We start from the raw sequence: 19,006 nt of genomic DNA on the forward strand, positions 1-19,006 counted from the left end.
AATCGCCACTTTTGAGGTCGGAATATTTATATGTCAGAAAGACTTAAGGGAAAAAGCGTCCTGGTCACAGCCGCCGCACAGGGGATCGGACTTGCAAGCGCAATTGCAATGGCAAGAGAGGGTGCAAAAGTCTATGCGACGGATATTAGCCCCAAAAAACTAAATTTGATTCGCGGTCAGAATCTCGAAAATCTCGAAATTTTCGAGATGGATGTGACGAATAATGACAGCATTCATCATGGGGTCGCGCGAGCGAAGCCGGACGTTTTGTTCAACTGCGCAGGGTTCGTGCATCACGGAACTATTCTGGATGCAACCGATGAAGAGTGGGATTTCGCCATGGACCTTAATGTGCGCTCAATGGTGCGCACGACAAAGGCTGTATTGCCGGGAATGCTAGAGCGCGGAGGAGGCTCGATAATCAATATGTCTTCCGCACTGGGTTCCATAATCGGTGCGCCAAATCGTTTTGTATATGGAACGACAAAAGCCGCTGTTGTCGGGCTGACGAAATCGGTAGCCGTGGACTTCATAACAAAAGGAATCCGGTGCAATTGCATTTGTCCGGGAACAGTCGACAGTCCCAGTTGGCGTGACCGCGTAGATGCGTTGGGCGAGCAACTGGGCAGCAGAGAAGAGGCCCTTGCACAATTTGTGGCGCGACAGCCTATGGGGCGTGTAGCGAAAGCAGAAGAGATTGCTGCATTGGTCGTCTATCTGGCGAGCGATGAAAGTGCATTCACCACAGGACACACGCACATAATTGACGGGGGTTGGTCAGGCCAATGACAAAAGTATCAAAAAACGATTTGCGATCTCGCAAGTGGTTCATGAATTCTGAGAACCTTGAGATGACTGCATTGTATCTGGAAAGATACCTGAATTACGGATTGACCCGTGAGGAACTGCAATCAGGCAAACCGATCATTGGCATTGCTCAGACCGGCAGTGATTTGAGCCCCTGTAATCGGCATCATATCGAATTGTCCAAACGTGTTCGCGATGGAATCATCGCCGCCGGGGGAACGTGCATCGAAATACCGGTCCACCCGATACAAGAGACAGGTAAACGGCCAACGGCGTCACTCGACCGCAACCTGGCTTATCTGTCCTTGGTTGAGAGTCTATTCGGGTATCCGATTGACGGCGTTGTTCTGAACATTGGTTGCGACAAGACCACGCCCGCGCTTCTTATGGCCGCTGCGACCGTCAACATCCCAGCGATTGCCCTGTCGGTCGGCCCCATGCTCAACGGTTGGTGGAAAGGTGAACGCGCCGGATCGGGAACGGTTATTTGGAAAGCGCGCGAAGACCTTGCGGCTGACGAAATTGACACCGATGAGTTCATGGAAATCGCAGCCGCCGCAGCACCTTCGGTGGGCTATTGCAATACGATGGGAACAGCAACGACCATGAATTCGCTTGCTGAGGCCTTGGGTATGCAATTGCCCGGATCAGCAGCCATTCCAGCCCCGTATAGAGAACGCGGTCAAATCAGTTATGAAACGGGTAAACGCATTGTGGACATGGTCTGGGAGGATCTACGCCCCAGCGATGTGATGACACGTCAGGCATTTGAGAATTCGATTGTTATTAACTCTGCGATTGGTGGATCGACGAACGCTCCGATCCACCTGAATGCAATCGCCCGGCATCTTGGTGTTCCATTGAACAACGATGACTGGCAGAAACTTGGCCACGACGTTCCACTGTTGGTTAACATGCAGCCTGCGGGTGAGTATCTGGGCGAAGATTACCAACAGGCCGGAGGTGTACCCGCCGTTGTCGGAGAGCTTCTTGATGCTGGATTGCTGCCTCATCCCGATGCGATAACGGTGAACGGTAAGACGATGGGCGATAACTGCTCGACGCGCCGGTCTCAGAATAGCGACGTAATCAAGCCTGTCAGTAGCCCGGTTAAGCAACAGGCGGGGTTCATCAATCTCTCGGGCAACCTGTTCGAGAGTGCGATTATGAAAACATCTGTGATCTCAAAGGCATTTCGAGAGACCTACCTGTCGAACCCGGATGATCCTGATGCATTTGAGGGCAGGGCGGTTGTGTTTGATGGGCCTGAGGACTTTCACCATCGGATCGATGATCCTGCAGAAAACATCGACGCAAACTGTATACTGATTATGCGCGGAGCGGGACCAAAAGGATACCCTGGTGCTGCAGAGGTCGTGAACATGCGGCCGCCCGCATATTTGTTGAAACAGGGCATAGAAGCCCTTCCTTGCATCGGTGATGGACGGCAATCCGGTACATCAGGAAGTCCGTCTATCCTGAATGCCTCACCCGAAGCTGCAGAGGGTGGTGGGTTGGCCTTGGTGCGAAATGGCGACCGACTGCGCATCGATCTTGGAAAAGGCACAGCGGATATGCTGGTTTCGCTTGAAGAGCTGCATGAACGCGCCCGCGATCTGGAGGCAAAGGGTGGTTATTCAACCCCGCCCAACCAATCCCCCTGGCAGGAATTATTCCGTGAAAAAGTAGATCGGTTGGATCGCGGGATGACGCTCAAGGGTGCAGAAAACTACCGCGATATCGCGCGAGGCTTCATGCCACGCGATAACCACTAAAAGGAACAGAAATGAAACTTGTTCGTTACGGCGCCAAGGGCTCGGAAAAGCCAGCCTTGGTCGACTCTGAGGGTCAATTGCGGGATCTGTCCGCTCATATCAATGATATCACGGGGGATATGTTGGATGACGGAACGCTTGATAACCTGCGGTCATTGGATCCGAACAACCTGCCAATTGTAGAGGGTGACCCTCGTATCGCGCCGTGTGTCGGTGACATCGGTAAATTTCTTTGCATCGGTTTGAACTACTCGGACCATGCTGCAGAAACCGGCGCAGATATTCCCGAGCATCCGATACTTTTTTTCAAGGCGAACTCGGCTGTCATAGGTGCCTATGATGATGTTGTTATGCCGCGGGGGTCTACACATACCGACTGGGAATGCGAACTGGGGGTCGTCATTGGTAAGACGGCCAAATACGTTTCCAAGGCCGACGCACTCCAATATGTTGCGGGCTATTGCATCGTAAACGACGTGTCGGAAAGGCATTTTCAAACGCAACTGACCGGTCAATGGACCAAAGGAAAATCCTGCGACACATATGGCCCTACCGGCCCGTGGTTAGTGACCCGGGATGAGGTGCCGGATCCCCAGAATCTTGGTATGTCACTGGATGTAAACGGTCAGCGCATGCAAACCGGGAATACCGCCACGATGATCTTTTCCGTTGCCGAGATCATTGAGCATCTAAGCCAACTTTTTACGCTGCACCCCGGTGACGTCATTTCAACCGGAACACCGCCCGGTGTTGGAATGGGGATCAAACCGGAACCAGTTTATCTGAAAAAAGGCGACGTCATGGAGCTTCGTATCGATGGGCTTGGTGTTCAGCGGCAAAAGGTCGGCCAAGATGACTGACTTGTTGCAAATCGGAGGGATCACTGAACGGATGCGAGAACGCCTGTCTTCAGTGTTCAATATTCATCAATTGGACGATTTCAACGCGGAAAGTATTACGCATATCGTAACGAACGGGCATGATGGCGTTCCGCATGACATAATGATTTCACTCAGTAATCTGAAGATGATTAGCGTCTATGGAGTCGGCTACGACGCCGTCGACGCTAATGCTGCGGCTGAGCGTGGGATTGTTGTGACGCACACGCCCAATGTGTTGAACAAAGAAGTCGCAACCACCGCCGTTCTGCTGTTGCTGTCATGTTATCGAGAACTCATACGTGACGATAATTACGTTCGGTCCGGACGGTGGGAAGTTGAAGGTAATGCCCCTTTGACGCGATCAGCGGACAATCAAAAAATAGGCATTCTTGGTCTTGGTCGCATTGGTCAGGCGATTGTTGATAAGTTGGAGCCGTGGGCACCCGAAATCTCATATCACACCCGCAATCAAAAGGATGTCCCGTACCGATATTTCGACAATTTGGTTGAAATGGCAGAGCATGTGGACGTCCTCATATGCATCACGCCCGGCGGCCCGTCGACCAATAAGCTGGTCAACGCTGAGGTGTTGCGCGCGTTGGGGGCAGACGGCACTCTGATAAACGTTAGTCGAGGTTCGGTTGTCGACGAAACTGCCTTAATTAGTGCATTGCAAAATGGTGAGCTCGGGTGGGCAGGGCTTGATGTCTTCGAGGACGAACCGCGCGTTCCAAAAGCATTGCGCGAGTTGTCCAATGTCGTTCTGCTCCCTCACGCTGGTAGCGCGACTTTTGAGACGCGTGCAGCAATGGGTGACCTGACTGTCGACAATCTGCTGCAACACCATAAGGACGGATCGGTGATCACAGCTGTGCCGGAATGCAGAGATCTGTAATAGGCCAATCTGAAAAGTGTTTGAGTTTGCTGTTGCGGTTTTCTTTCTGCTGATTACGCCGGGCCCGGGTGTTTTAACAACCGCGGGTATTGGATCAGCATTTGGTTTTCGAGCTGGACTCGCCTTTGTGGCTGGTCTGATGCTGGGCGGGTTCATCAACATGATGTTAGTTGTCTCTGGAGTCGCTGCAGTAGCTTTGGCTATACCGGTACTTAGAACTTTGCTGCTATTTGCCTCTGTCGGGTATTTGGGATTTCTCGCCTGGCGTATTGCAAGCGCTGGCTCAAAGGTCGGGTTTTCCCCCGCGGTCTCGCCGCTTGGTTTTGCGAACGGTCTGACACTTCAGTTCATCAATCCCAAGGCTTACGTGGTCGGCACAGCATTGTTTTCAGGGTTTGCCTTTTTGCCCGATGCGCCCGTTTGGGAGGTCGTCATAAAAATCGTAGTATTCAATATGATTTGGGTGCCAGTGCACATGATCTGGCTGGGTGCTGGCGCAAAGCTGGGTAGCCTTGATTTAAGCGAGAGATCGCATCAAAGGATCAATATTGCGATGGCCGCTTCATTAATGGTGGTTGTGGTGATTGCCTTGGGGTCGGCGCTATGAACGATATCTAAGTCGGTCTTACTTAGCAGGCGATTGGAAGCTGCAGATCAAAGTGACGCCGTTATTCCACCATCGACATAGAGAGTATGACCATTGACGAAACTGGATGCAGGGGAAGCAAGGAAAATGGCGGCGCCGACAAGTTCTTCTACATTGCCCCAGCGACCGGCCGGGGTACGTTTCTCAAGCCATGAGCTAAACTCTGGGTCGGCAACCAAGGCGGCGTTCAAAGGTGTATCGAAATATCCAGGCGCAATGGCATTGCAGTTTAGACCATACTTAGCCCAATCAGTTGCCATTCCTTTTGTAAGATTGGTCACGGCGCCTTTTGTCGCCGTGTAAGGCGCAATACCCGGTCTTGCTAATGCGGATTGAACCGACGCAATGTTAATGATCTTACCAGACTTTCTTTCAATCATGTGCCGTGCCACAGCCTGACCGACGTGAAAGACGGACGCTACATTTGTCTGTAGCAGGCGCTCGAAGGCATCAGCGGGGAAATCCTGTAACTCCGTCCTGTGTTGCATTCCGGCGTTGTTTATCAGGATGTCTATTGGGCCGACTTTTTCTTCAAAGTCGTCCACAGCAGATCGGACACCTTCATGATCGGTTGCATCGAACGAAAGTTCGCGTACCGAGGCACCTGTTTCGCTCAGCTCGGATGCTGCTGACGCTAGTTTAGTGGCATCGCGCCCGTTCAAAACGACCTGCGCACCGGCGGCAGCCAAACCACGAGCCAACGCAAATCCGATGCCTTGGCTAGAGCCTGTTACGAGCGCGCGTGTTCCCTCTAGGCTAAACATTTCAAGCGTCATGCAAAAATCCCTTGGTTGTCAGCACCGACTATCCGTATCTTTTGGCAATCTGTATAGGGAGTCCGTGCAATGTCTTCGGCCAGTGTTGCTGTTGTTATCCATGCCGCAAAAGATCTGAGGTTGGAAAACCGGGATGTGCACGACGTGGGGCCAGACGAAGTCTTGATTGCCATGCGCGCGGGAGGGATTTGCGGCTCTGACCTGCATTATTATAACCACGGTGGTTTCGGCGCGATCAAGTTGCGTCAACCGATGGTGCTTGGACACGAAATCGCCGGGGAAATAGTGAGAGTTGGGTCAAGTGTGCAGGGGTTGCATTTAGGTCAACTGGTTGCAGTATCTCCATCCCGACCTTGCCAATCCTGCCTTTATTGTCTGAACGGGCAGCAAAACCACTGTCTTGATATGAAGTTCTATGGCAGTGCGATGCCGTTCCCGCATATCCAAGGCGCTTTTCAAAGCAAACTCGTAGCGAAAGCCAGTCAATGCGTTCCGGCAGATGGGTTAAGTCCTGCGCAGGCCGCTATGGCCGAACCTTTGGCGGTCTGTTTGCACGCGATTAAACAAGCCGGGAGCCTCTTAGGTAAAACGGTACTTATCACGGGATGCGGTCCAATCGGCTGCCTCACGATCTTGGCGGCGCGTCGTTCTGGGGCGGCCAGAATAGTGGCGACGGATATCTCGGACCAGACCCTCGCTCTGGCGCGTGAATGCGGGGCAGACGATGTCATCAACACCTACACCGATCCGCAAAAACTGGAGCAGTTTGAAAACGACAAGGGTCAGGTTGATGTACAACTGGAGTGTTCCGGGGCTCAATCGGCTCTGGCTTCTGGCGTCGCATGCTTGCGCCCGGGTGGAACATTGGTTCAGCTTGGTCTAGGCGGAGACATGACAGTGCCGATGCAGGCGTTGACTGCAAAAGAGATAGTGCTTTGCGGGTCTTTCCGTTTCCATTCCGAGTTCTCAGTCGCGGTCGAGATGATGCGAAGCGGACTAATTAACGTCGACCAGTTGGTAACGCATTCCTTCGAAGTTGGCGAGGCTGTCACTGCCTTTGAGGTCGCGTCTGATCGAAGCCAATCAATGAAGGTGCAGTTAACGTTTCCAGAAAATGACGATGGATAGACGAATGAGTGATATTGCAAAGACTTATGAAAGAGACGGTTTCGTAGCTCCGCTGGATATCCTGACGGCTTCTGAGGTCCAAGCGCTGCGCAATGATTTTGAGAAAGCTGAGCGTATTCTCAGAGACGACCCAGATAAACTCAAGCTTCTATATTCTTATCCGGACAGGCTGATACCATCATTCGATGCACTACTTCGCCATCCGAAGCTGATTGAGGCTGCTTCAACGGTGTTAGGGCCGGACCTCATGGTTTGGAGCGGTGCACTTTTCGTAAAAGAAGCGCGATCATCGAAGATAGTCTCGTGGCACCAAGACTTGACCTATTGGGGATTGGATGATGCTGAAGAGGTTACTTGTTGGGTTGCGATTTCAGAAGCGTCTGAGCAAAGCGGGTGTATGAAGTTTGTTCCTGGCAGCCACAAAAGCCGTATCGTGCCTCACGTGGACACCTTCAGCGAAAACAATCTTTTGTCACGCGGGCAGGAAATCGCAGTCGATGTGAACGAAAAAGATGCAGTTGCTGCCGAATTGCGTGCAGGGCAGGCATCCATGCATCACGGGCATCTCTTTCACGCATCAGGGCCCAATAACACAGACGATAGACGCATTGGTGCGGCGTTGCGTTTCATAAAGCCTTCAATGAAACAGCAGAATGGCGTGAAAACTCTGGTTGCGTTAGTCGCAGGGCGAGATGATTTTGGGCATTTTTTAGTTGCGTCCTCCCCTCAGGGCTTTTTGCATGAGAACGATTTCGTTTTGTGTCAAAGGGACGCAGACCGCAAGAAACAAATACTCTTCGCCGGAGTGTAATGGTTCCCCTCGCAAGTTCAGAACCATTGTTATTTCGACCCGATAGCCGACCTGAAGCGCGAAAACTGGTGGACTTACAAGTGTTATCATCGTCGCTCAGCTTTCTTCCATCGGGCAATAAGCTGAAGAGGTCGTCTACGGCAAGCTCGAAATTTGACTATTCATCGCTAGCTCATAAGGCATTCTTTTTGTTCTTGTCAGAAGAACTTTGCTTAAGCGGGGTAGGGGTGTTGTGTAGCTTTTGCGCATGACCAGACCTGCTTTTTTCAGATATTATAAAACCAGTCCTGAGATTATCCGCCCTGCGGTGATGCTGTACATCCGCTTCCCGCTCTCGCTTCGGAAAGTCGAAGATCTGTTGCACGAGTGAGGCATCGACGTGAGCCACGAAACTGTCCGATATGGATGGAACAGGTTCGGTCCGATCTTCGCCTTTGAGATCAGACAAAAGCGGGTGCAACAACTGCGTGCATTCTCGAAATGGAAGTGGCAGGTGGACGAGTTTTTCGTGAAGTTGAATGGCAAGAAACATTACCTCTGGCGGGCCGTAGATCATGAGGGCGAAGTGCTGGAAGCAGTTGTCATCAAACGTCGAAACAAAGCTGCAGCATTGAAATTCCTCAAGAAATTGATGAAGCGATGCGGTAAAGCGGAAACCGTCGTCACGGTTCGCTTCGCCGGACACAGAGTCGCGGTCAGAGAGCTGGGCACGCTCGAAAAACAACCGACGGGCAGGTGGCTCAACAACCGCATCGAGAACTCGCACCTGCCGTATCAACAACGCGAGCGCGCGATCCAGGGTTTAAGGCGCATTCGAAGTTTACAGAATTTCGCTTCCGACCATTCCTACGTATACAACCACTTTAACCAGGAAATATCCCTCACCAGCCGAGACTCCTTCAAGCTGACGCGAACCGCCGCTCTTGACGAGTGGCGTCAACTTTGTTCCGGATAGGTTCACGATTTTGAGTCAAATTGAGACTGGTTCGAATTTGTCTGACAGCACCAATGGAGTTTGAAGCCTAGGACCCACCCAGCGTTTCGTTGTAAGATGATACTCGGATATTCGCGCTATTATTTGTCGTGCGGTTATCCACGCTTGGATTGCCAGAATCCACTCATCTGACGAATGACGGGCTTCATGATCCGCGCCGCTAGTTGTGGAAATGGGGCAATTTTCTGAGATTGGTTGTTCAATACAAGCCAGAATTGGACGCGCAAAAGCGGATGAACCTAACTATACCACGCAGCTAACTGCGAGGTGTTTGGCGAAGTAATTTGGGAACCACTTCCTCAACGAACAGGGCGACGATTGGCTTCATGTTTGCGATGCGCAGGAACAAGACAGCTGCGCTTGTTGTGATTTGCGCTACTGATCAGAGATACGGATTTCGCCGTTTGGTCGATAAATCTGCAGTGGTGCGGGGTTATCTCACAGAGAAACCAACTTGCCTGAAACTTTTGTTGACAATATCTATTCGGCTATTAATTTTAGCAACTAAAATAAAGATAGGTGGGTTCAAAGATGTATCTTGGATTGGACTTGGGAACATCTGGTCTTAGAGGGATTCTTGTCGACGACGCAGGTTCCGTCGCAGGTAGCGCTGAGTCCATTATCCTTACGTCTTCCTCAAAACCCGGATGGTCCGAACAGTCCCCTTTGGATTGGGTGGAAGCTTGCAAAGAAGTCGTCAGTCAGCTTCGGGCTGCACACGGAAACGCGTTTTCTGCGCTGCGCGGCATTGGTTTGAGCGGGCACATGCACGGTGCGACTCTTTTGGATGCCAATGGTAACGTGTTGCGACCGTGCATTCTGTGGAACGACACGCGGGCATCTAAAGAGGCAGAAATTCTTGATCAACTGCCGGGTATGCGTTCGAGTTCAGGCAATATCGTTTTTCCGGGGTTCACGGCCCCCAAGTTGGAATGGGTCCGCGCAAATGAGCCTGACCTGTTTGCTAAAACTGCCAAGGTCCTGCTACCGAAAGACTACCTGCGGCTCTGGCTGACCGGAGACTACGTCAGCGATATGTCTGACAGTGCCGGAACTTCATGGCTGGACGTTGGTGCGCGGCGATGGTCGGAAACCGCACTGGAACAGAGTCACATGAACATCGAACAAATGCCTCGACTGGTCGAAGGCAGTGATCCGGGCGGGGAGCTGCGGTCCGAGTTGGAGCAAGAGTGGGGAGTGTCTGGACCGGTCGTGATTGCAGGGGGAGCAGGGGACAATGCCGCTGCCGCCTGTGGGATAGGCAGTACAAGCGATGGAGCTGGCTTCTTGTCCCTCGGAACCTCAGGTGTGTTGCTGGTGTCCAGAGACATCTATGCTCCAGCGCCAGAAACGGCGATACATTCTTTTTGTCATTCTGTCCCTGACAGGTGGATTCAGATGGGTGTTATCCTTTCTGCGACAAACAGTTTGAACTGGCTTTCCCGCAATCTGGGCCAGTCCGTTGGGGACATGATCGCCTCGCTGCCTGCCGATCTGGATGGCCCATCAGAGATCACGTTTCTGCCTTATCTTTCAGGTGAGCGGACGCCTCACAATGACAGTGCAATCCGTGGTGCGTTCCTGGGTGTGGATATTTCCTCGGAGACCACTGATTTGACGCGGGCTGTCATGGAAGGCGTCGCCTTTGCAATGCGGGACTGTTTGGAGGCCCTCAAGAGTACCGGAACAAAGCCAACCAGCCTTTTGGCCGTTGGCGGCGGTGCGCGATCTCGGTATTGGTTGAAAAACCTGGCCACCGTGCTCAATACGCCCCTTGCCTTGCCCCGGGGCAGTGAATTTGGTGCCGCCATCGGCGCCGCCCGCCTGGCAATGTGCGCCGTCAATGGCGCAAACCCGGACTCTGTGATGATGTCGCCCAAAATCGACACGGTGATCGAGCCTCGTGGGGATCTGATCGATGCATTCGAAAATGAATACCAACGTTACCGGCAATATTATTCGGCCTTAGCACCTTTTGCGAAACGATGAACAAAAGGCGGGACATACCTCCTCAAATCGAACGAGCCGTCCTGAATGATGGCGACATGCGCGTGTCGCTACTCAGCTACGGGGCGACAACTCAAGGTTGGTGGTACAAGGGGATGCCAATGATCCTTGGATACGAGAACCCGCGGGACTACGCCACCGATAATAATTATCTGGGCGCAATCGTTGGGCGTGTCGCCAACCGGATTGGAGCAGCGCGTTTTGACATGGAAAATGTTCGGTATGAACTGGACGCAAACGAGGGTCGAAATTCCTTGCACGGTGGGCGGGCAGGCCTATCGCATCAGAATTGGGCTCTTGAGCAGATGACAGCAAACGAGGCCGTATTGCGCCTCACTTCCCCGGAGGGTGCCAGCGGTTATCCGGGAACCGTCAGATTTGAAGTGCGAGTAAGGCTGGACTATCCGCGTCTGGTTTATTCGATTTCAGCGCAGCCGGATCGGCCGACACCCGTAAGTATAGCGCAACATAATTACTATAGCCTGGGTTGCGTAACGGGCATTTCAGAACATTGTCTGCGGCTGACTTCAAACCGTTATCTTGAAGTTGACAATCAGGGTATTCCCTCGGGCAAGATTGTGGACGCAAGAGATAGTGGTATGGATTTTTCCGCGCCGAAAGCGATCAGTGCCGTTTTGACGGATTTGGACAACTACTTCGTTTTCAACAGCGCACGAGAGAAGGGGCTTCCGGTCGCCGACCTTACTACACCCACGGGTTTGAAGCTATCTGTATGGTCAGACCAGGCAGGGGTGCAAATTTACTCCGGGGCTCACCTCACGGAACCCTTTTACAAGAGCGCTGGCGTGTGCATCGAGCCATCGGGTTATCCCAACGCGCCCAACATCCCCGAGTTCCCGTCGATCATATGCGCTCCTGAAGCCCCTTACGAGCAGACATTGATTCTGCAGATTTCAGAGGGTGTGACATGAAGCTTGTTACACCGATTGTTGCTTTTAGCGTGGTAATTGCGTCCATTACGGTGGCAGCGGCTCAGAACCTTGGGCCAATCCCAGAATTTGTTGAACCTGGCGTGAAAGAGGTCCAACTTGGGCGACTGCTTTTCTACGACCCGATCTTGTCCGGGAACAGGAATATCAGCTGTGCGACTTGTCATCACCCCAAACTCGGCACGTCCGATGGGCTCTCGCTTGGGATCGGTGAAGGTGGTGCGGGTCTGGGGGCAAAGCGGAAATTCGATGCGAAAAACCCGCCGGAGCAACGGATCCCGCGCAATTCGCCGGGTCTTTGGAATCTTGGCGCAACCGAGTTCACAGTCTTCTTTCATGATGGGCGCCTTGAAACTGATCCGACACGCGCGAACGGTATCAGGACGCCGCTGGGCACTCATATGAGGTCAGGTTTCAAATCCGCTCTGGCAGCTCAGGCAATGTTTCCGGTGCTGTCTCCTGATGAGATGGCAGGCCACTATTCCGAGAATGACGTCAGCCAGGCTGTACGCCTCGGGTTGCTTACTCAGGAAGGCGGGGCGTGGGATTTGATAGCGGCTCGCGTCGCGGCCATCCCGGAATACGAACAGCGTTTTTCTCAGGTTGCACCAGGAGATACGATCACCTTTTCCGCTATTGCGAATGTAATAGCTGATTTCATTGCCTTCGAATGGCGCGCTGTCAATAGCCCGTTTGACCTTGCGATGCGGGGGGAATCTGAGTTGCCGGAAGATGCTCAGCGCGGCATGCAGTTGTTCTACGGGAAAGCAGGGTGCAGCATCTGTCATTCGGGCTGGTTCCAAACAGACCACAAATTTCACTCCATAGCGATGCCGCAGATAGGACCCGGAAAAGCGGCGCGGTTCGAAAGCCATGTCCGGGATGATGGGCGCCTACGCGTAACTGGTGACGCAGAGGATGCGTTTGCGTTTCGCACGCCCTCGTTACGCAATGTAACGCTGACGGCCCCGTACGGGCATAACGGTGCCTATGCGCAGCTTGAAGATATCGTGCGCCATCATCTCGACCCAGAGGATTCCCTGCGTTCGTACTCCTTGGAAATGGCTGTGCTCCCTGACTTTCCGGGTGCAAAGGATCAGCTTCCATTGTCGAACCCAGAGAATTTGGATGCGATTGCCCGAAGCAGCGACCTGTCAAGGCTAAGTCTGACGGATCAGGAGATCAGCGCGCTACTGAGCTTTCTGGCCAGTCTGGAAGATCCCGCGGAACGTCTTGGTGTTCCAGATCAGGTTCCAAGTGGACTGCCGGTTGACCAATGATCATCGCTCAATTTGAATGATCTGATTTGATTGGATTTCCTGCCATCCTCCTTCTTCGCCATCAGGCCAAATAACCCGAACTTCGATTGCCTTCGCATCCCCCAGTCCAAAATGATGAAGCCCTGCGATACCGCTGGTGTGCCCTCCACCGATTGTGATTTCCCGGGTTACCACACCTGACTCGGTCCTGGCCTCGATAAAGCCGCCGACCGCGAAGCGGTTTGGTTTATCTTGGGAAATGTCCAGCATCACCCAATTCCCGGTGTGGGGCTGGTTTTGATAGACCTCAAGTTCCGAGCCCCGGTTAATCACCACCAGATCAAGCCAGCCGTCATTGTTGAAGTCAGCCAAAGCCGCGCCGCGCGACTTGGCCATAGAGGCAACGCCAGCCTCGACTGAAGCTTCTTGAAATTGACCATTCTCCAGTTGTAACAGTAGGTTGTTGGGGTCATTCAATGCTGCATCTGGCATCTGCTCGACATTTCCCTTGGCGACAAAGATATCGTCTAGACCGTCGTTGTTAACGTCGCCAAATTGCGCATGCCATCCAGTTGATGGGCGACCGTCGTCTCCAATATGTGGCCTGTGAGCGGTTGTGCCTTTGCTGTAAGTGGCGTCTCGCCAGGTTGGGCCGCCAGCTTCGGGGTCAAAAACTTGAAATTTTTGGTCACCCATAGAAGTCAGGTAAACTTCGGGGAAGCCATCGCCTGTTAGATCTCGTGAAGCGATGCCCATGCCCCAGATCGAATATGCCAACCATCCGTCTTCTTTCGAATAGGGGCGTGGAGTTTTTTCCATTGCCCACAATTGCTCGTGGCCGCCACGTACATAGTAATGGCGATCGTTACTGACCCGCAGATCCGCTTGCCCGGTGCGGGACCAGTCAGAAAAGAGAATGGACAGCGCGCAATAGCCTGGTTCGAGATGTTCCGGTGGCTGGTAACTGCCGCCACTGGGCCGGTATAGGACCGTGGGTCCGCAAGTCTCAAACGGGCCGTCGGGATTGTGACGATCAACATAAGTTCCGAAGGCCAATGTTGGCAGAGTCTGATTAGCTTCCCAGGTGGCAGAGAACCCGGTTGTCCAATGATCCTCTGATCGGAAGCCAAGGGAGCTGAAGGGGCGGAACTTGCAATCAGGCTCACCTTTTATAAGCAGATCGGGGCCGACGCGCAAAACAGCCAGATCCATAACGCCATCACTGTCGACATCCAGCGGGTAAGCCCCAGTTACGTCGACCATGGAAAGCAGCTCGGGGGTATCAGCACGAAATGAAACGCTTTCGTGCGACGTGTTTCTAAACAGTTTGGATGTGTTGGTGCCACCCGCTGCAAAGAGTTCAGGCAACCCATCACCGTCACAATCGAAAACGGCGACCCCGCCGCCAACAAAGTGCTCCCAGCCGCCGTCATAAATATGAGCGCCGATGTCAATCTTTTGGAACTGCGGAGCTTGAGTTTCTGCGCTGGCCGCAGATGCAAAAGCGAATAGGATACAAAGCTCAGGGCGCATTTGTCGACAGCTCCATTACCTTGAGGATCGAGACCTGCTCAATCCCGTACGCCGCAGCTCCCTTGGCCCACATAAGGTCGCCCCAGTGATGGGCTGTGATTTCCGGCAAGGGGGTATCGACATTCACGACGCCACTGCGAATTCGGGTCATCACCTCGTCCGAATTCAGGTGTTCTAAGTCCATCTGAGCTCCGGACAAAATAATGCGTTCGGGATCAAACAGATTGATCAGATTGGATATTCCCAGACCAAACATCTGGCCCGCGCGGGCCAGAACGGATTTCGCCCTTTCGTCTCCGGATCGAGCATTTTCGTGGATCTCTTTAATGGTTTCCGTTCCAATGCGTTGATCGGCGACGGTTGCTTCCCGGATCAGTGCATAGTCCCCGACATAGGCCTCAAGGCAACCCCGCTGGCCGCACTGGCAAAGCGCGCCGTCCAGTTGGACTTTTGTGTGGCCAAATTCCGCTCCGCAGCCTCTTTCCCCGCGATATAGCTTACCGTCCAGGACAATTCCAAGCCCAACGCCGTGTTCGATCGTGACGACAAGAAAGTTCTTAAAACCCTTGCCTAACCCAAAGAGTTGTTCCGCCTTTGCTACCAGGTTGGCGTCGTTTTCTATAAAGGCGGGGCAGGGCAGCTCTGTTTCCAGAAATTGGCTAAAATCGACGTTTCTATCGGTAAGTGAAGAGGACCAGTGTACAAAGTTCCTTTCTGCGTCCACGAGACCGGCAACCCCAATTGACACTCCTGATAAGGTGTCGAGGGTCTCGTTGATCTGAGCGCAGGCCTCATCCAAGGCCTTGCGAATAGTTGCCACTAATGCGCCTGGCGTCATCCGGACGTCGTCCAACGGATGTTTGTATGACGTGACCTCGTTGCCTTTGAAATCTACAAGGATGACCGAGATCATGTGGCGCGCCACTTTGAGGCCCGCAACAAGGTAAGAGCGGCCATCCAGCTGAAGTAAAACTCTGGGCCGACCCCTTTTGGCGGATTTGGATTGCGGTTCGGATTCGATCTCTTTGATCAGCCCCGCAGATATGAGGTCGGCTGTGGCTGCAGTAACCGTCGCAGGGCTGGTCTGCAAAGCGCTGGCGATATCTATCCTGGAGATCGAGCCTCTTGTCCGAATATGTTCCAACACCCGCAGGCGCGTAATGTTCCGCTGGTCCGCGGCATTTTGAGAAGCTTTGCTTTTCAGCATCTTGGCCTCACGAATCTGGTTCTTACCTCAATCTATTTGGATTTCGCCTGTCCTAACAGACTAAATATTTTACCGGCTGAAATAAATATGGTATTCAAAATTGTGAGAGCCGCGAATCGAAATGCGATGGCTCGGCAAATGGGAGGAAATCATGAAGAGAATTCTCAGCTTTTCGGCTGTGGCCACCTTGTTGGCTTCGACCGCATTCGCAGAGCCAGTGGTCGGCGTGAGCTGGTCGAACTTTCAGGAGGAGCGTTGGAAAACAGACGAAGCGGCCATCAAGTCGGCACTTGAAGCAGGCGGTGCCGAGTACATTTCGGCAGACGCGCAATCGTCCTCCGCAAAGCAGCTATCGGACATCGAAAGCCTGATCGCCCAGGGTGTGGACGCGCTTATCATCCTTGCGCAGGACGCGCAGGCCATTGGTCCCGCGGTTCAGGCCGCGGCGGACGAAGGTATTCCTGTGATTGCCTATGACCGTCTGATCGAGGACGACCGAGCATTTTATTTGACCTTCGACAACGTGGAAGTCGGCAGAATGCAGGCTCGGGCTGTCTTTGAGGCCATGCCCAAGGGCAACTACGTGATGATCAAAGGCTCTCCTACTGATCCGAACGCAGATTTCCTGCGGGGTGGTCAGCAAGAGATCATCGGAGCAGCCGTCGACAGCGGTGACATTGTAATTGTTGGTGAAGCCTACACGGATGGTTGGTTGCCCGCGAACGCGCAGCGGAACATGGAACAAATCCTGACCGCGAACGAGAACAACGTGGATGCAGTCGTTGCGTCGAATGACGGTACTGCAGGCGGTGTTGTTGCGGCCCTAACAGCACAGGGTATGGAAGGCATTCCGGTGTCAGGTCAGGATGGCGACCACGCAGCGTTGAACCGCGTTGCGCTGGGCACTCAAACCGTTTCGGTATGGAAGGACGCTCGTGAACTCGGAAAGGCCGCTGGCGAAATCGCAGTCGCACTGAGCGGAGGGACAAGCCCTGCTGATGTCGAAGGTGCAATTAGTTGGACATCACCGGGTGGCACCGAGATGAACTCGGTCTTCCTCGCACCCGTTCCGATCACCAAGGACAACCTATCCGTTGTTGTGGACGCTGGATGGATCCCATTGGAAGATCTGTGTCAGGGCGTTGAAAACGGACCTGCTCCCTGCAACTAAACTTCAAAGTCCCTGGCCCCGTCTGGGCCGGGGACTATTGCTGAATATGAAAGATCGGAAATGACCGAAACTTCGTCTCAGCCGGTACCTGAAAAAGCGAAACCCAGCCTGTTCCAGCAACTGGAACTGGATATGCGGCTTTTGGGAATGATCGGCGCGTTTGTCATCCTGTGCATCGGGTTCAACATCTTCACAGATGGAAGGTTCCTGACGCCGCGCAATCTATTCAACCTGTCCATCCAGACAGTTTCGGTCGCCATTATGGCATGTGGGATGGTGTTCATTATCGTCACGCGACACATCGACTTGTCGGTAGGAGCGCTGCTGGCAACTACCTCGGCTGTGATGGCAATGACGCAAACTGAGCTTTTGCCGCAAGTACTTGGTATGGGTTTGAACAATCCAGCAACCTGGGCGATCACCATTGTCGTCGGGCTGTTTGTCGGCACGCTGATTGGTGCGTTTCATGGCTGGATGGTCGGATACCTGACGATACCAGCCTTCATCGTCACGCTTGGTGGATTTCTGGTTTGGAGAAACGTGGCGTGGTATTTGACCAGCGGTCAGACGATTGGTCCTCTGGATAGTACATTCCTGATGTTTGGCGGGACCAACGGGACATTGGGAACGACGACAAGCTGGCTGTTCGGCTTGTTTGCTACCGCAATCGCGATCTGGGCTTTGTGGAGCAGTCGTCGCGCAAAGGCGGCACATGGATTCCCCGTCAAACCTGTCTGGGCCGAAGCCACTTTGGCCGGGATAATCGCAATCGCCATCCTTGGGTACGTTTACATCGTAAACAGCTACGCCATACCGACGCGCCGACTGCAACGTATGTTCGAAGCGCGCGGAGAGACAATGCCAGAGGGGCTGGTCGTCGGATACGGCATACCGATTTCTGTACTCATCCTAATCATCGTGGCTGTCACGCTGACAATTGTGGCGCGAAAAACCCGGTTTGGTCGGTACATCTTTGCCACTGGCGGCAACCCGGATGCGGCAGAGCTTTCGGGTATCAACACTCGGCTGCTGACCGTGAAAATCTTTGCTTTGATGGGTTTCTTGTGCGCCGTGTCCGCGGTGGTCGCCTCGGCCCGCTTGGCAAACCACTCGAACGACATTGGCACGCTGGACGAACTTCGGGTCATCGCCGCTGCAGTGATCGGAGGAACCGCATTGTCGGGCGGCATCGGTACCATCTATGGCGCGATCCTTGGTGCATTGATCATGCAGGCGCTGCAATCGGGCATGGCAATGGTTGGCGTTGACGCGCCGTTTCAGAACATCGTCGTCGGCAGCGTCCTCGTGTTGGCCGTCTATATCGACATCGTTTACCGCAAGCGACTGGGGGCAAAGTGATGCAAGCTCAGGATACGCAGAAAAAACCTTCTGGCACTGGGCGCGGTTCAGGCGCGCCGCCATTGGTCGAGATGCGCGACATCTCGATTTCCTTCGGTGGGATCAAGGCCGTCGACCATGTGTCGGTCGATCTCTATCCGGGTGAAGTCGTTGGCCTGCTTGGCCACAACGGGGCCGGAAAGTCCACGTTGATCAAGGTATTGTCCGGCGCCTATCAGATGGACCACGGCGAGATTCTGATCGATGGCAAGCCGGTCGAGATTGGCAATCCCCGTGACGCCCGGGCGAACAATATCGAAACGATATATCAGACGCTCGCCTTGGCCGACAATCTGGACGCGACCTCGAACCTTTTTCTTGGGCGCGAGATGACGACGCCGTTTGGGTTGGTCAACGACGCAGCCATGGAGGCCGAGTGCCGAAAGATCATGGCGCAGCTCAACCCAAACTTTCAGAAGTTCAATGATCCCGTTTCCGCATTATCCGGCGGTCAAAGGCAATCGGTGGCCATCGCTCGCGCGGTCTATTTCAACGCCCGTATCCTGATCATGGATGAACCCACAGCAGCGCTTGGGCCGCATGAAACTCAGATGGTGGCGGATCTGATCCACCAGCTAAAGGCGCAAGGCATCGGGATATTTCTGATCGATCACGACGTGCATGCCGTCATGGAACTGTGCGACCGCGCATCGGTCATGAAGAACGGAAAACTGGTTGGGACGGTCGATATCTCAGACGTGACTGACGACGATCTTTTGTCGATGATCATTCTCGGCAAGCAGCCAGCACAAAAAGCAGAGTAGGGGG

At 53.4% G+C, this 19,006-nt stretch carries 16 protein-coding genes and 1 pseudogene; 14 read left to right on the forward strand and 3 right to left on the reverse strand.

The features are described 5' to 3' along the window. Window positions 1-30 precede the first annotated feature (30 nt). From ACR0DK_RS08660 to ACR0DK_RS08680, 5 genes are read left to right on the forward strand one after another with little or no spacing between them, the layout of a single operon-like run. Window positions 31-789, forward strand: a complete 759-nt coding sequence (locus ACR0DK_RS08660) for an SDR family oxidoreductase (RefSeq protein WP_170396183.1) — start codon at window positions 31-33, stop codon at window positions 787-789. Beyond that, window positions 786-2,582, forward strand: a complete 1,797-nt coding sequence (locus ACR0DK_RS08665; protein ID WP_170635306.1) for an IlvD/Edd family dehydratase — start codon at window positions 786-788, stop codon at window positions 2,580-2,582. Before ACR0DK_RS08660 ends, ACR0DK_RS08665 begins: the two co-directional genes overlap by 4 nt. 11 nt (window positions 2,583-2,593) lie before the next feature. Continuing rightward, complete coding sequence (locus ACR0DK_RS08670; protein WP_223117826.1) at window positions 2,594-3,442, forward strand: fumarylacetoacetate hydrolase family protein; 849 nt, start codon at window positions 2,594-2,596, stop codon at window positions 3,440-3,442. Between the two features lie 31 nt (window positions 3,443-3,473). Further along, window positions 3,474-4,358 carry a 2-hydroxyacid dehydrogenase gene (locus tag ACR0DK_RS08675; protein WP_480735762.1) on the forward strand — a complete coding sequence of 295 codons (885 nt, stop codon included), beginning with the start codon at window positions 3,474-3,476 and terminating at the stop codon, window positions 4,356-4,358. Between the two features lie 16 nt (window positions 4,359-4,374). Beyond that, entirely contained in the window at window positions 4,375-4,965 is a 591-nt protein-coding gene (locus tag ACR0DK_RS08680; RefSeq protein WP_170565705.1) for a LysE family translocator, read from the forward strand. 47 nt (window positions 4,966-5,012) lie between these two features. Here the strand turns inward: ACR0DK_RS08680 and ACR0DK_RS08685 are convergent, their stop codons facing one another. Continuing rightward, window positions 5,013-5,780, reverse strand: a complete 768-nt coding sequence (locus ACR0DK_RS08685) for an SDR family oxidoreductase (protein ID WP_170565707.1) — start codon at window positions 5,778-5,780, stop codon at window positions 5,013-5,015. Between the two features lie 69 nt (window positions 5,781-5,849). On the opposite strand from ACR0DK_RS08685, the gene ACR0DK_RS08690 reads away from it, so the two are divergent. From ACR0DK_RS08690 to ACR0DK_RS08715, 6 genes and pseudogenes are all read left to right on the forward strand, one after another. Beyond that, window positions 5,850-6,908 carry an L-idonate 5-dehydrogenase gene (locus ACR0DK_RS08690; protein WP_170511796.1) on the forward strand — a complete coding sequence of 353 codons (1,059 nt, stop codon included), beginning with the start codon at window positions 5,850-5,852 and terminating at the stop codon, window positions 6,906-6,908. Between the two features lie 4 nt (window positions 6,909-6,912). Next, window positions 6,913-7,719 carry a phytanoyl-CoA dioxygenase family protein gene (locus ACR0DK_RS08695; protein WP_480735765.1) on the forward strand — a complete coding sequence of 269 codons (807 nt, stop codon included), beginning with the start codon at window positions 6,913-6,915 and terminating at the stop codon, window positions 7,717-7,719. 247 nt (window positions 7,720-7,966) lie between these two features. Further along, window positions 7,967-8,674: pseudogene (locus ACR0DK_RS08700) on the forward strand (IS6 family transposase). A 570-nt stretch (window positions 8,675-9,244) separates the two neighbouring features. Continuing rightward, a complete protein-coding gene (gene xylB, locus ACR0DK_RS08705; protein ID WP_223117832.1) occupies window positions 9,245-10,702 on the forward strand; it encodes a xylulokinase in 1,458 nt (485 codons plus the stop codon). Then, window positions 10,699-11,652, forward strand: coding sequence for an aldose epimerase family protein (locus ACR0DK_RS08710; protein WP_223117833.1), 954 nt, complete (start codon window positions 10,699-10,701; stop codon window positions 11,650-11,652). The genes xylB and ACR0DK_RS08710 overlap by 4 nt, the downstream gene beginning before the upstream one ends. Continuing rightward, the gene (locus ACR0DK_RS08715) at window positions 11,649-12,950 is read left to right on the forward strand and encodes a cytochrome-c peroxidase (RefSeq protein WP_480735767.1); all 1,302 of its coding nucleotides are present in this window, start codon (window positions 11,649-11,651) and stop codon (window positions 12,948-12,950) included. The genes ACR0DK_RS08710 and ACR0DK_RS08715 overlap by 4 nt, the downstream gene beginning before the upstream one ends. Here the strand turns inward: ACR0DK_RS08715 and ACR0DK_RS08720 are convergent, their stop codons facing one another. Continuing rightward, the gene (locus ACR0DK_RS08720; RefSeq protein WP_223117835.1) at window positions 12,951-14,462 is read right to left on the reverse strand and encodes a CRTAC1 family protein; all 1,512 of its coding nucleotides are present in this window, start codon (window positions 14,460-14,462) and stop codon (window positions 12,951-12,953) included. Continuing rightward, the gene (locus tag ACR0DK_RS08725) at window positions 14,452-15,669 is read right to left on the reverse strand and encodes an ROK family protein (RefSeq protein WP_480735769.1); all 1,218 of its coding nucleotides are present in this window, start codon (window positions 15,667-15,669) and stop codon (window positions 14,452-14,454) included. Before ACR0DK_RS08725 ends, ACR0DK_RS08720 begins: the two co-directional genes overlap by 11 nt. 151 nt (window positions 15,670-15,820) lie before the next feature. On the opposite strand from ACR0DK_RS08725, the gene xylF reads away from it, so the two are divergent. The 3 genes from xylF to ACR0DK_RS08740 are packed head-to-tail and all read left to right on the forward strand — an operon-like array spanning window position 15,821 to window position 19,002. Next, window positions 15,821-16,840, forward strand: a complete 1,020-nt coding sequence (xylF, locus tag ACR0DK_RS08730) for a D-xylose ABC transporter substrate-binding protein (RefSeq protein ID WP_170626596.1) — start codon at window positions 15,821-15,823, stop codon at window positions 16,838-16,840. 60 nt (window positions 16,841-16,900) lie between these two features. Further along, entirely contained in the window at window positions 16,901-18,199 is a 1,299-nt protein-coding gene (locus ACR0DK_RS08735) for a sugar ABC transporter permease (protein ID WP_170396208.1), read from the forward strand. Next, the gene (locus ACR0DK_RS08740) at window positions 18,199-19,002 is read left to right on the forward strand and encodes an ATP-binding cassette domain-containing protein (protein ID WP_170403439.1); all 804 of its coding nucleotides are present in this window, start codon (window positions 18,199-18,201) and stop codon (window positions 19,000-19,002) included. Before ACR0DK_RS08735 ends, ACR0DK_RS08740 begins: the two co-directional genes overlap by 1 nt. Window positions 19,003-19,006: the final 4 nt, after the last annotated feature.

The organism is Ruegeria sp. CE6, assembly GCF_056537485.1.